At 71.3% G+C, this 13,220-nt stretch carries 10 protein-coding genes; 4 read left to right on the top strand and 6 right to left on the bottom strand.

The genetic code is table 11. From position 1 onward, the window contains the following. Window positions 1-181 precede the first annotated feature (181 nt). Both OG245_RS01105 and OG245_RS01100 read right to left on the bottom strand, forming a co-directional pair. Window positions 182-838: a DUF5701 family protein gene (locus tag OG245_RS01105; protein ID WP_371621643.1), complete on the bottom strand. Its 657-nt coding sequence runs from the start codon at window positions 836-838 to the stop codon at window positions 182-184. A gap of 56 nt (window positions 839-894) precedes the next feature. After that, window positions 895-2,478 carry an alpha/beta hydrolase gene (locus OG245_RS01100; RefSeq protein ID WP_371621642.1) on the bottom strand — a complete coding sequence of 528 codons (1,584 nt, stop codon included), beginning with the start codon at window positions 2,476-2,478 and terminating at the stop codon, window positions 895-897. Between the two features lie 272 nt (window positions 2,479-2,750). Between OG245_RS01100 and OG245_RS01095 the strand changes: the two genes are divergently transcribed. The 3 genes from OG245_RS01095 to rph all read left to right on the top strand — a co-directional run bounded on the left by OG245_RS01095 (window position 2,751) and on the right by rph (window position 7,681). Beyond that, a complete protein-coding gene (locus OG245_RS01095) occupies window positions 2,751-3,935 on the top strand; it encodes a sensor histidine kinase (protein ID WP_371621641.1) in 1,185 nt (394 codons plus the stop codon). After that, window positions 3,936-4,613: a response regulator gene (locus OG245_RS01090; protein WP_371621640.1), complete on the top strand. Its 678-nt coding sequence runs from the start codon at window positions 3,936-3,938 to the stop codon at window positions 4,611-4,613. Between the two features lie 359 nt (window positions 4,614-4,972). Next, window positions 4,973-7,681 (top strand): rifamycin-inactivating phosphotransferase, encoded by a 2,709-nt coding sequence (gene rph / locus OG245_RS01085; protein WP_371621639.1) that lies wholly within the window; start codon window positions 4,973-4,975, stop codon window positions 7,679-7,681. 75 nt (window positions 7,682-7,756) lie between these two features. Here the strand turns inward: rph and OG245_RS01080 are convergent, their stop codons facing one another. Beyond that, complete coding sequence (locus OG245_RS01080; protein ID WP_371621638.1) at window positions 7,757-8,545, bottom strand: SDR family NAD(P)-dependent oxidoreductase; 789 nt, start codon at window positions 8,543-8,545, stop codon at window positions 7,757-7,759. Between the two features lie 62 nt (window positions 8,546-8,607). Beyond that, window positions 8,608-10,416 carry a flavin-containing monooxygenase gene (locus tag OG245_RS01075; protein WP_371621637.1) on the bottom strand — a complete coding sequence of 603 codons (1,809 nt, stop codon included), beginning with the start codon at window positions 10,414-10,416 and terminating at the stop codon, window positions 8,608-8,610. 226 nt (window positions 10,417-10,642) lie between these two features. Here OG245_RS01075 and OG245_RS01070 point away from each other — a divergent pair, with 226 nt between their 5' ends. Continuing rightward, entirely contained in the window at window positions 10,643-11,662 is a 1,020-nt protein-coding gene (locus OG245_RS01070; protein ID WP_371621636.1) for an SMP-30/gluconolactonase/LRE family protein, read from the top strand. A gap of 14 nt (window positions 11,663-11,676) precedes the next feature. On the opposite strand, the gene OG245_RS01065 is transcribed toward OG245_RS01070, so the two are convergent. Beyond that, entirely contained in the window at window positions 11,677-12,267 is a 591-nt protein-coding gene (locus OG245_RS01065; protein ID WP_371621635.1) for a TetR/AcrR family transcriptional regulator, read from the bottom strand. A gap of 311 nt (window positions 12,268-12,578) precedes the next feature. After that, window positions 12,579-13,163 (bottom strand): DUF6461 domain-containing protein, encoded by a 585-nt coding sequence (locus OG245_RS01060; protein ID WP_371627770.1) that lies wholly within the window; start codon window positions 13,161-13,163, stop codon window positions 12,579-12,581. Between the last annotated feature and the right edge of the window lie 57 nt (window positions 13,164-13,220).

The raw sequence follows: 13,220 nt of genomic DNA, 5'->3' as shown, positions 1-13,220 counted from the left end.
GATGCAAAGTCTCCAAACCCCTTGCAATAAAAGGAATCTGGCGACTGGTCAGTCCTCACGGAGGCTTGGGGACCGCACTCCGAGGAGGAGTTCTCGCGCCGATGGAGCGGGGCCGCGCGGCCCCGCTCCATCGGAGGCGAGTCATCGGACGTGGGCCAACGGCAGGGCGAACGGTCGTTCGCTACCGGCCCGCGCGGCCCGCGGCGGAGGCGAAGCCCAGCCAGGTATGGCGGTTGCCCCACCAGCACCAGCCGACCTTGGGGGCGTCGCGCCGCTCCTTGCCGTCCCGCCCGGTGCCGTTGCTGATCCAGATCGCCGGTGTGCGCGCGTCCAGGGCGCCGTTCGCCTTGCGCAGCCGGGACCCGATGGTCATGAAGCAGAGGTTCCGCTCCAGCACCGCCGGCTGCTGCACCACCCAGTGGATGCCTTCGGTGAGCACCAAGGGACTGCGGCCCTGCTCGGTGAGGGCGGGCAACGCCTCCTCCGGGCTCCAGTTGGCCATGTGGTCGCCGCGGTCGGGCCGGGCGACGAAATAGAGAGGCGCGTCGGGAAGTTCGACCTCGGTGGGGACGAACAGATCGACGTCGGGCATGTCGACGACGACGAAGCCGGGCTTGCCGTCACGCAGGAGCAGTGGCGCGAGTGCGGAGGCGGGTGCGCGGTCCGGATGGACGGCGAGCAGAACGTCACGGCCCGGGTCGGCCGTTCCGGCGAACGCGCGGATGTCATCGGCGGGAATCCCCGCGATCGCGTGCACCCCCAGCCCGATCAGCCGCTCCGCCTGCGCGGCGGGCGACGGGAGCTGGTGCTCGGCGTCGGCAGTGGAAGCATCGGGCAAGGCAATCCCTCGGATTCACGTTTCGCGGAAGTGGGCCTGAGGTCGAACGTCGGAGATCACCGGAGTGTTCCCGACGCGACCACGTCCCTCACGTCCCTCGGGGCGGACCCGCTTCCGCGCTGCCCGAACACGGTCCGTTTCCCCTGACCGCCCGGCTCCGCCGCACAGGCCAGGTCCCGTGCCGGGCGCTGCCCGGTGGTCAGGAACGCCGTCACCGCGTCATGCGCGCACGTGTTGCCGCCGAACGGGTGGACACCGTGCCCGCCCTGGTCGGCCGTCACCAGCGTGGCCCGCTGACCGAACGCCCGCCGCAGCTCCCGGGCGCCGGACAGCGGCGTCCCCGGGTCGCGCTCGTTCTGCACCATGAGGACGTTCGACGGACCCCGGTCACCGATCCGCACCGGCGGCTCGACCCGCTTCGTCGGCCAGAACGCGCACGGTCCGATACTGGCCGTGGACCCGCCGAGCAGGGGATACCTCAGCCGGTCGAACGCGACGTTGCGCTGATATTCCCGAACGGTCCGCGGCCAACGCGAGTCGTTGCAGATCACGTAGTGCCGCGCGGCCAGGAGGTTCTCCAGGTTCGCAGGCGGCGGCGGAGACGCCGGCAGCGGCCGGTCCGTGTCGACCGCCTGCCAGAACTCCGCCAGGTGGGGCATGAGGGCATCGACGTAGAGGCGTTCGAACGTGACCGCGCGGAACGCGGTCCCGTCGATGCCCCGAATCGGCTTCCCGTCCAGCCGCTCCGCGAGCTCGAAGAACTTCGCGGTCACCTGCTCCGTCGTGGCCCCCAGACCGTACCGGGGGCGCGCTGCCGCGAACGCGGCGAAGTCCGGGAACCGGTCCTCCAGCCCACGGGCGAACGACCGCATGGCCGTGACGTCATAGCCGCCGGGGCCCATACTGCTGTCGAGCACGACCCGGTCACCACGCTCCGGGAACATCGTCGCGTACACCGCACCGAGATGGGTGCCGTAGGAATGGCCGAGGTACGAGAGCTTCTGCTCGCCCAGCGCTGCCCGGATCCGGTCCATGTCGCGCGCGGTGTTCGCGGTGGTGATGTGCGGCAGCATCGGCGCCGTGCGCGAGCCGGCGCACTGCTTCGCGACGGTTCGCGCGTACCCCGCCTCCCGCGCGACGTCGGCGGCGGTGTGCGCGTACGGGGCGAAGTTGCCGCGATACTGCTGCTCCCGCGTCAGATCGCAGGTCACGGGCGTGCTCCGGCCGACGCCGCGCGGGTCGAAACCGATCACGTCGTAGGAGTCCAGCACTTCCCGGGGCAGCCCCGCGCCGGCCAGCACCGCCGGATAGTCCAGCCCCGCGCCGCCGGGTCCGCCCGGATTCGTCACCAGTACACCGCGGCGCTTCGACGGGTTCTCGCTCGTCAGTCGGGAGATCGCGATCTCGATCCGCCGGCCGTCCGGGCGCCGGTAGTCCAGCGGGACGTCGAGTGTCGAGCACTCCAGCCGGGGCGCGGTGATGTCCTCGGGGCACGGACCCCACCGCACGGGGCCCGGGTTCGGCATCCCGACGGCGCCGGGATCCACCCGTGCGGTGGCCGGAGCCGCCGATGCTCCCGGCACGGAGGCCGCCACCGCCACCGCGCCGACGGCGAGAGCTAGGGACAAGGCTGCACGCATCTGAGGTCCTCCTGAAGAAGGGGGCGCACGGGACGCCGGAACCACCGGCTCCCGGAGCACCGCCGCCGATGTCTGTGTGACGTGGCCGTACGGACAACCCGCACCCTGGGCCCGCCGTCCGGACGAGTCTGTCCGTGCGGGTCCGGGCAGCACATCGGCCCGGCGGCCCGGAGCCGTACCGACCAAGGGCGAGGCAGGGGTACGACTCCGGTCCAGTGGGCCTCCGCCCCTGGGCCGACCCGTCGGCCGTACGGCTTCGCGACAATGAACGGGTGAACACCTACGGCGCGCCCCGGCTCGGACGGTGGCAGCAGACCTGGCGACTGACGGCGGCCGCGGCGGTGAGCGTGCCGATCTGGCTCTACATCGGAGTGCTGCTGCACGGGCAGGGCGCCGGCCCGGGCCCCTGGTTCCGCATCGGTGATCCGCTCGTGGCCCTCGCCTGTCTGACGGCCCTGGTGTGGCGGCGACGCTTCCCGCTCGCCGTCGCCATGACGGTCGCGGTCGCCTCGACGGCGTCCACGCTCGCCACCGGCGCGACCCTCCTGGCGCTGGGCTCGATCTCCACGCGCCGACGCCCGGTGGAGATCGGGGCCGTTGCCGTGGCCTATGTGGCCGCGTCCCAGTTCGCGGGCGGGATCTACCCGGTCCAGAGCCCGCCCGGCATGCTCTGGCTGCAACTCGCGTTGCCGGCCCTGACCGCGGGCATCGCGGCCGCCGCGGGCATGGCCGTCGGCGCTCGGCGTGTCGAAGTGCGGTCCCTGCGGGACCGTGCGGAGAGCGCGGAACGGGAACAGGCGGCACGAGCGGCGCAGGCACGGGTCCTGGAGCGCAACCGGATCGCCCGCGAGATGCACGACGTGCTCGCGCACCGGATCTCGCTGGTCGCCATGCAGGCAGGAGTGCTGGACCACCGCGGCGACCTCGGAGCCGAGGAGAGCCGTCTGCTGGTCCGCGGCATAGCCGAGGGCTCCCACCAGGCCCTCGAAGAACTGCGCGACGTCCTCGGGGTGCTCCGCGCCGACCCGGGCCACCCGGAACCACCGCAGCCCTCTCTCGACCGCGTCCCCGACCTGGTGGCCGACGCCCGCGCGTCAGGACTGGACGTCACCCTGAGCACCGCCGTGACGGGAACACCCGCCGACGTCGTGGGACGAACCTGCTACCGGGTGGTCCAGGAAGGGCTGACCAACGCCGCCAAGCACGCCCCGGGCGCACCCGTCCACATCGCCCTCGAAGGCACGGCGGGCACCGGGCTCGCCGTCGACGTCCGCAACTCCCCGGCCACCACGAGAACCGCGCACCGGCCACCGGCCTCGGGATTCGGACTGCTCGGCCTCACCGAACGGGTCGGCCTGGCCGGCGGAACACTCCGCCACCACCCCACGTCCGGCAACGGGTACGTCCTCAGCGCGCGGCTACCCTGGCCCCACCCCACCCACGAGAAGAGAGCATGAGTGGACAGCGAACGGGAACCGGTGCGTGTCGTCATCGTCGACGACGACCAGCTGGTGCGGATGGCGCTGCGGCTCGTCATCGACGGCGAACCGGATCTGACGGTCGTGGCGGAGGCGGCCGACGGGAACGCCGCGATCACCGTGGTGGACGAGCAGCGGCCGGACGTCGTGCTGATGGACGTACGGATGCCCGGACTCGACGGACTCGACGCCACCCGGGAGCTCCTGACCCGGCCGACGCCGCCCAGGGTGCTCATGCTGACGACCTTCGACTCCGACGACCTGGTGCTCGGCGCCCTGCGGGCCGGCGCTCTCGGATTCGTCCTGAAGGACACCCCGCCCCAGCGCATCCTCGACGCCGTGCGGGCCGTTGCGGACGGCAGCCCCGTGCTGTCCCCGGCCGCCACGGCACGGGTGATCGCCGCGGCCACCGGCCCGCAGTCCTCCCACGCCCGCGACTCGACCCGACGGGCGGCACGGCAACGACTGTCGACCTTGACCGAACGGGAACGCGAAACCGCTCGGGCCATCGCGGACGGACTGGGGAACCCGGAGATCGCACGGAAACTGCACATCAGCGTCGCGACGGTCAAGGCGCACACCGGCAGCCTGTTCGCCAAGCTGGCGGTCCAGAACCGGGTGCAGATCGCCCTGCTGGTCCGCGACGCGGAGGAATGACCGGGCTCCCCGGAGCCGCTGCGCCCGAGAGGGCGGGCCGAAGGGGGTGACCAGGCGCCTGGGCAAAAGCAGAGGCAAGGAGCGAGACCTCTCCTTGCCACTCTCAACTTATAGCTCACCGGGGGGCTTGCGGCAAGCCCCGGGTGACGGCGCAGAATCCTCGGGTCGCCGCCACCACCTGCGGGAACGGTGACACGACGTTCGTCGACCGGCCGGCAGGATCCGCCGGTCCATCAGCCAGAGGGAAGACAACCAGGAATGCATGCGTGTCCGACAAGAGGTTCGACAGAGGGCGGGGCGCCGATGATCCGATCGGCCGCCGCAGCGCAACGGAACACGACCGCCCCGGAGGTGTCGCGATGACGGACCCGTACGTGTTGGACCTCGGAGAGGTCGACGAGACGCGCGTCGCGACCGTCGGCGGCAAGGGCGCGCACCTCGGCGGACTGACGCGGATCGAAGGCATCCGCGTACCGGACGGCTTCTGCGTGACGACGGGCGCCTTCGAGCGGGCCATGGCGCACGTCCCGTCGATCGACGATCGGCTCGATGAGCTGTCGCGCCTGGGCCCGGAGGACGGGGAGGCGATCCGCGCGCTCAGCGCACGGATGCGCCGCATCATCGAAGAGACCGCCGTGCCGGGGGACATCGAGGCGGCGATCACCGGCTCGCTCGCCCGGTTCGGAGAGCAGGCCGCGTACGCCGTCCGGTCCAGCGCGACGGCGGAGGACCTGCCGACGGCCTCCTTCGCGGGCCAGCAGGACACGTATCTGAACGTCCTGGGGCCGACCGCGATCATCCAGCACATCAGCCGGTGCTGGGCCTCGATGTTCACCGAGCGGGCAGTGGTCTACCGGCAGCGGCACGGCATCGACCACCGTACGGTCCACATGGCCGTGGTCGTACAGCGGATGGTCTTCCCGCACGCGTCCGGCGTCCTGTTCACGGCCGACCCGGTGAGCGGCAACCGGAAGGACGCCACCGTGGACGCCGGCTTCGGCCTCGGCGAGGCCCTGGTCTCCGGTCTGGTGAACCCGGACGTCTTCACGGTCCGCGGCGGCGAAGTCGTCACCAGGACCATCGCCGCCAAGGAGCGCGCCGTTCACGCCCTTCCCGCCGGCGGCACACGGGAAGTGGCGGTCGACGCACGCCAGCGGGAGCGGCCCGCGCTGACGGATGAGCAGGCCGTGCGCCTCGTGGGGCTCGGCCGCCGGATCGAAGCGCACTTCGGCCGCCCGCAGGACATCGAATGGTGCCTGGTCGACGACGGATTCCGGATCGTGCAGAGCAGGCCGATCACCACCCTTTACCCTCTCCCCGACATCGAGAACGACGCCGAGGGGCCTTCCGATGAGAACCCCGAGGGGAACGACGGCGGCGATCACGGGAACAGCCACGGGGGCGATGGGCACAGCCACGGGGGTAATCACGTCTACGTCTCCGTCGGCCACCAGCAGATGATGACCGACGCCATGAAGCCCCTCGGGTACTCCATGTGGCAGCTGACGGCCATGGTGCCGATGCACGAGGCGGGCGGGCGGCTGTTCGTCGACGTCACCCGGCGACTCGCTTCGCCCACGAGCCGCGACGGCCTCCTGGACGTTCTGGGGAAGGGCGATCCGCTGGTCAGGGATGCCCTGGAGACCGTCCTCGGACGCGACGGCTTCGTGCCCTCGCTCCCGGACCCGGACCCGGCTCCCGGCGGGCCGCCGCCCACCGGTGCGCCCGCCCCGGTCGCGACCGATCCGGCCGTCGTCTCCGAGCTGATCGAGCGCAGCCGGACGTCCGTCGCCGCCCTGGAACGGGACATCCGGACGAAGGAGGGCCCGGCGCTGTTCGACTTCCTGCTGGAGGCATTCGAGGAGCACAAGCGGGTTCTGGCCGATCCGCTGAGCATGCGGGCGCTCATGGCGGGGATGGACGCCACCTGGTGGCTCAACGACAAGCTGCGGGAGTGGCTGGGCGAGAAGAACGTCGCGGACACTCTGACGCTGTCGGCCCCCGACAACATCACGTCGGAGATGGGACTGGCGCTGCTCGACGTCGCGGACGTGGTCCGCCCGCTGCCGGAGGTGCTGGCCTTCCTGCGGGACACCGAGCGCCTTGAGGACGCGACCTTCCTGGACGAACTGGCGAAGACCGAGGGCGGGGGCGAGGCGCGCGCGGCCATCGAGGCCTACCTCGACCGGTACGGCATGCGCTGCGTCGGAGAGATCGACATCACCAGGCCACGCTGGCGCGAACGCCCCACCACGCTCGTTCCCGTGATCCTCGACAACGTGCGGAACTTCGGTCCGGGAGCAGCCGAGCAGCGCTTCGAACAGGGCCGGCGGAAGGCCCGGGAGAAGGAGCAGGACGTGCTGTCACGGCTGCGGGCCCTGCCGGACGGGGACCGGAAGGCCGACGAGACCCAGCGGATGATCGACCGCGTCAGGACCTTCATCGGATACCGGGAGTATCCGAAGTACGGCATCATCAGCCGCTACTTCGTCTACAAGCAGGCCCTGTTGGCGGAGGCCGAGCGCCTCGTGCGGGACAACGTGCTTGCCGAGAAGGAGGACGCCTTCTACCTGACGTTCCAGGAACTCCACGAGGCCGTACGGGCCGACCGGGCCGACCGGGCCGACCAGCAGCTCATCCAGCGGCGCAAGGAGGCGTTCCGGTCGTACCAGGCGCTCACTCCGCCCCGGGTCCTCACGTCGGACGGCGAGGCCCTCACCGGCGCGTACCGGCGCGACGACGTGCCGGCCGGCGCGCTGACCGGCCTGCCGGTGTCCGCAGGGACCGTCGAGGGAAGGGCCCGCGTCATCCTCGACATGGCGGAGGCCGACCTCGAAGCGGGCGACATCCTGGTCACGACCTTCACGGACCCCAGCTGGTCACCGCTGTTCGTCGGGATCGCCGGCCTGGTGACGGAGGTCGGCGGCCTGATGACCCACGGCGCGGTGATCGCCAGGGAGTACGGCTTGCCGGCCGTCGTGGGCGTCGAGCGGGCCACCCGGCTGATCCGGGACGGGCAGCGGATCCGCGTGCACGGAACCGACGGGTACGTAGAACTCCTGCCCTGACCGCCCACGGCCGAGGAGCCCAGCCTCCGACGCGGCCCGCCCGTGACGTACGACGAACAGGGCGGCCGGGCCGCGTCAGACGGCCGACCAGCCGTCGTCCACGGGCAGGACCGCGCCGTTGACGAAGGAGGCCGCACCGGAAGCGAGCCAGACGATGGCGGCGGCCTGTTCGTCCGCCGAGCCGATGCGGCCGATGTTCGCTCCGATGAGGCTCCCGACGACGGAGGGGCCGTGCGCGTCGGGGCGGCTGTCGACGCCCATACCGGTCGCGGTGGGGCCGGGCGCGATCATGTTGGCCCGGATGCCCTGCGCGCGGTACATCACCGCCAGGTTCTTCACCAGCCCGGTGATCCCGTGCTTGGCAGCGGTGTACGCGGCTCCGGCGGCGCCGCCGCGCAGGCCGGCCTCGGAGCCGGTGAAGACCAGGCATCCCGAGCCGGCGGCCAGCATGTGGGGGAGTACGGCTCGGGTGAGGAGGAAGGGAGCCGTGAGGTCGACGCGCAGCACCCGGTCCCACTCGGCGTCGTCGGTCTCGTGCGCCGCCGACATCCGGTCCATGACTCCCGCGTTGTTGACCAGGACGTCGACCCCGCCGAACTCCGCCACCGCCCGGGCCACCACGGCGTCCACCACCCGTTGCTCCGCCAGGTCCCCGGCGACCGCCCGTGCGACACCCCCGGCGACCGTGATCCTCCGTACGGTCTCCTCGACGCCGGCCGCGTCGAGGTCGGCGGCCAGGACGCGGTCGCCCCCGGTGGCGAAGGCCAGAGCGGCGGCCCGGCCGATACCGGACGCGGCCCCGGTGACGATCACGCTCCGCCGGGCGCGAGAGGCGATGTCCGGCTCGGATGCGGGTGTGTTCATGGCTCGGTCCTTCCGACACTGCGAGGGCTGAGGGCTGAGGGCTGAGGGCGGGCGAGTCGTGCTCAGGTCGGGAGAACCGTCCTGCTCCGGAGGACCTCCGCCATGGACTCGTCGCGCCAGCGCTTGAGGAGTTCGTGGAAGGCGACGGCTCCGTGCGGGTAGGCGATGGGGCCGTTGGGCCGGCCGCGCCCTTCACGGTTGTAGTAGCCCGGGGTGCACTCGGCGTGGAACCACTCGTGGTCGGGCGCGCCCTCGGCCAGGACGGCGATCCAGGCGTCCTCGGTCTCGGGCGAGGGCTCGATGAGGGCGCCGGCGGCCTCCGCGGCTGCGATGAGGGCGGCGGCGTGGAGGGCCTGCTCGTCCAGGATGTGGGTGAAGTTGACGCTGCTGGCGTTCTGGAGTGGCCCCATCTGCAGGAGATTGGGGAAACCGTTGCTCGTGAAGCCGTGGAGCGTGCGCGGGCCCTGCCGTGCCCATTTGTGGAGCAGTTGTACGCCGCCCCGGCCGTGAACGGGGAGCTTGCCCGAGTGGATGCCGGAGGTCCCCACGTTGAACCCGGTGGCGAAGATCAGGCAGTCGAGCTCGTACGTGGCGCCGCCGACCGTGACGCCGCGCTCGGTGACGCGCTCGATGCCGTGGGTGTCCGCGGTGTCGACGAGCGTGACGTTGTGGCGGTTGAACGCCGGGTAGTACAGGTCGGAGAAGGTGGGGCGCTTGCACGCGTAGCGGTACCAGGGCTTGAGCTTCTCCGCCGTCCCCGCGTCCGCGACCGTCTCTTCGACGCGGGCGCGGAGCTCGTTCATCTTGGCGGCGTCGGCCACCTCGTAGGCGGCTTCGAACTCCTGCCGGTCGCCCTGCCGCCGGAAGCTCGGCAGGAGTTTCTCCAGCAGGCCCGCCGACGTCGTCCACCGGTCCGCCACCAGATCCTGGTCGGCGCCCTCGCCGGAGACGATGCGGAGGTAGTTCTCCCGTCGCGCCCGGGCCCAGCCCTCTCGGTCGGCGCCCACGTCCCCGGCGGTGGTCCGGCGGTTGCCGCGTACGTCCACGGTGGAGGGGGTGCGCTGGAAGACGTAGAGGTGCGCGGCGTCCTCGGCCAGCATCGGGATGACCTGGATGCCGGTGGCCCCGGTGCCGACGACGCCCACCCGCTTGTCCGCGAGGCCGGTCATGCCGCCCCGGGGGGAGCCGCCGGTGTAGGCGTAGTCCCACCGCGAGGTGTGGAAGGTGTGGCCTGCGAAGTCCTCGATGCCGGGGATCCCGGGAAGCTTCGGATCGGTGAGGGTGCCGGTGGCGTTCACGACGTAGGTGGCCCGGAAGGCATCGCCGCGGTCCGTGGCCACGATCCACGTCTCGGAAGCCTCGTCCCAGGTGAGTTCGGTGACCCCGGTGGAGAACAGCGCGTCCGCGTAGAGGCCGAACTTCTCCGCGATCCGCACCGCGTGACGGCGGATCTCGTCGCCGGGGGCGTACTTCCACTCCGGTACATAACCGGTCTCGTCGAGCATCGGCAGGTAGACGTGGGACTCGACGTCGCAGTGGACGCCCGGGTACCGGTTCCAGTACCAAGTGCCGCCGAAATCGCCGCCCTTCTCGATGACCCGGACGCGCTCGACGCCCTGCTGCCGCAGGTGCGCGCCCGTGAGGATGCCGCCGAATCCGCCGCCGATCACGGCGACGTCGACGGTGTCGCGGAGAGGGCCGCGCCCGAGAGGCCCCTCCGTGTACGGGTCCGCCGCGTAGTAGCCGAACTCGGCGTCCGCGTCGCGGTACTGCGCGGCTCCGTCGGGACGCACACGCCGTTCGCGTTCGAGTCGGTAGCGCCGCCTCAGGGCGGCGAGCTCGTGGGGAGCCGGTGCTTGAGGAGTCGTCATGTGGGGGTCCTCGATCCGGATGGTGGGGTGGCAGCGGCCCGGAATGGGGCGGCCGTCCGCTACGGTAACAACTACCGGACAGGGCTGTCCGGTTGGAGTCCGGGCAGGACGGCGACATTCGGCCAGAGCCGTTCACCGCTCACCTCGGCCTCCGCCGTCCCGCCCACGCAACCCACCCCCGGGAACCCGCCCACCGCACGGACCGCACAGGAAGAGTGATCCCCACATGCAGCGACTTTCGGCCCGGTCTCTTTCCGTTCTCGCCGCCATCGGCGCGCTGATCCTCGCCGGATGCGGTACGGAGAGCGGCGATCCCGGGGGAGAGGCGGCGTCGGCCTCCGCGGGCAGGACCATCCGGGCGCAGAAGGTCATGCAGCTGACCCAGGTGCACGACGAGACGGGAATGACCTTGCTGGAGGGACCTGTGTTCGGCGAGGACGGCGGCCTGATCGTCGTCGACGTCACCGCGCCCGAGGGCGAGCCCAAGGTCATACGTGTCGACGTGGCGAAGAAGACGTCCCGCACGCTCCACACCGATGGCAGAGGGGCGTACACCTCGGCACAGTTCAGCCCGTACGACGGACGGCTCTACCTCAGCGACTTCGCGCACGGCGAGATCGTGAGCCTGGCGCCCGGCGGCGGCGACCCGCGGACCTTCTTCTCCGGCGAGGTCGACGGAGCGCCGATGAACCCCGACGACATCGCCTTCGGCCAGGAGGGCGACCTGTACGTCAGCGACTCACGCGGTCTGACCGGGGGCAAGGCCCACGGCCGTGTGGTGCGGATCGACCGGGAGGGCGGCGGGGCCACCGTTCTGGCAGAGGACCTGGCCGCGCCGAACGGGATCTCCTTCGACGCGGACTACCGAGGGCTGTGGTTCAGCGAGCTCACCGAGAACCGGATCTCCTACCTGCGCCTCGACGAGAAGGGCGGGGTGACGTCCCGGCACACCGCCATCCGCGTGGACGGCGGACTCGCCCAGACCGACTCGATCGCCGTGGACGCGGACGGAAACCTCTACCAGGGGCTGCACGGCCGGGCGGCCATGGCCGTGTACGACCGGCACGGCGAGCGGCTGGCGACGGTGGAGCTTCCCTCGCGGGCCGAAGGCCTGGAGTCGGCGACGAACGTGGCCATCACCCCCGGCGGTACCAAGGCGTACATGACCGTCAGCGGTCCCGCCGGGGGCTACCTGTACTCCTTCGACGCGCTCGCGGAAGGCGTCCGGCAGTCCAACGGCGGCTGACGCGGGCCTTCGGCTCAGCCGTCGAAGGCCCGTACCGGCCCCACCTCGACGTCGAGCAACCGCCAGGCGGCCAGCGCCCGGTGCTCGCGTTCCTCGCGGGTGGTACCGATGACGGCGGCGGAGACCATGGCCACCGAGAGCACGAGGTCGTCCCCCGCACTCAGCCGGTGACCGCGGGGGAGGTGCTTGCGCAGAGCGCACTCCACCCGCTCGGACAGGGCAAGGGCGTGCGCGCGGATGCCCGAGCGGCCGCCCGCCCGGTCGGCGTGCAGCAGACCGATGAAAGCCGCCGACTCGGCAAGATGCCACGTCAGCACACCGAGCACGGCGTCGAAGGTGGCGTCCTCGTGCGCCGCGGCCTGCTCGACCTGCCGCACGTTCTCCTCCAGGACCGCGGCCACCGCGGCACTCCGGTCGGGAAAGTGCCTGTAGAGAACGCCCTGCCCGACCCCGGCCCTGCGCGCGATCGCGGAGAGCGGCGCCTCCAGACCGTGCTCCGCGAAGATCTCCCGGGCGGCGGTGACCAGAGCGGCCCGGTTGCGAGCAGCGGCCTTCGGCCCGTCGTTCGCCGGCCGCCGCCCGTCCTGCTCGATGCGCTCCGTCACCCCGGCAGAGTACCGGCCGGGCAGACGCTCCTCGCCCTTCCTCCCCGACCGAACGGCCCGCGAGCCGGCAGCGGCCGCATCGGGGCACGGAGGTCGCTCACGCACGGGTGTGGACGAAGCCGGATCCACTTCAGGGCCGAAACGCCATCGAGAAGTCAGCAGTCAGCAGTTGGCAATCAGCAGTAGGCAATCAGCGCTGCGGCCGGTGACGCACTGCGCACTGGCCAGGGGCGAAGGGGTCCCGCACCACTCCGAATCGTTTTTGACCTGGGCACCCATCACGCCGATGAACCACAGGATCAGTTGAGGCCTCATCCTGAGCAGAGCCGGGCGCCAAGAAGAGGTCTGCTGACCAGATCGTCGTGCGGCAACCCGATGCCCAAGCCTTCCCCGAGACGGAGGAAGAGGCCCAGACACCCCAAAGGACCGTAGTCGCCGGTATCCGGATTCGCACCGTGTGAACGGAGTTCGGAGTCGAAGCGTGACGGATCGGCTCCGAAACGATCAGCGGGCCGGAGACCGCTGGAGGAATCGAATGCGGAGACCAACCGGCCGCCCTCGGCGTACCAGAACTCCACTCGGCCGTTGGCGTGATGCAGTACGACAGCAGCCGTTCCCTCGGAAACGCTGCCGATCAGTCCGGCATCCTCGGTACAGCGCCCACTGGCATGCTCCCAGGCCCAAGCCCAGTCGCCGTACCCGCCCGCGCTGACCGGGCAGGTGTCAAGCCCGTCGGGGCCCTCAAACTCTTCGCGGAGATCATCCTGGCTCCGCACGGCCAGTGTCGCGGGATCGGCGCCCATCCGTTCCAGGAGCTGCCGGGCCGTAAGGTCTCGCGCGAACGTGAGACTCAACAGCGGCAGGTCTCTCCCGTACATCCAGCCCAAACCTGTCATCGGCACTCCTCCACCCGACCGAACTACGCCGCGACGCTGCCACGGTAGTCTGCGCCC

Origin of the sequence: Streptomyces sp. NBC_01116 (assembly GCF_041435495.1) — a bacterium.
Taxonomy (GTDB): domain Bacteria; phylum Actinomycetota; class Actinomycetes; order Streptomycetales; family Streptomycetaceae; genus Streptomyces.
This window is presented reverse-complemented; position numbering and strand designations above follow the sequence as displayed.

Bases quoted from the DNA above. Each gene is read 5' to 3' on its own strand.
- OG245_RS01100 (WP_371621642.1), bottom strand. From the start codon at position 2,478: ATGCGTGCAGCCTTGTCCCTAGCTCTCGCCGTCGGCGCGGTGGCGGTG.
- OG245_RS01075 (WP_371621637.1), bottom strand. From the start codon at position 10,416: ATGACGACTCCTCAAGCACCGGCTCCCCACGAGCTCGCCGCCCTGAGG.
- rph (WP_371621639.1), top strand. From the start codon at position 4,973: ATGACGGACCCGTACGTGTTGGACCTCGGAGAGGTCGACGAGACGCGC.
- OG245_RS01080 (WP_371621638.1), bottom strand. From the start codon at position 8,545: ATGAACACACCCGCATCCGAGCCGGACATCGCCTCTCGCGCCCGGCGG.
- OG245_RS01060 (WP_371627770.1), bottom strand. From the start codon at position 13,163: ATGACAGGTTTGGGCTGGATGTACGGGAGAGACCTGCCGCTGTTGAGT.
- OG245_RS01070 (WP_371621636.1), top strand. From the start codon at position 10,643: ATGCAGCGACTTTCGGCCCGGTCTCTTTCCGTTCTCGCCGCCATCGGC.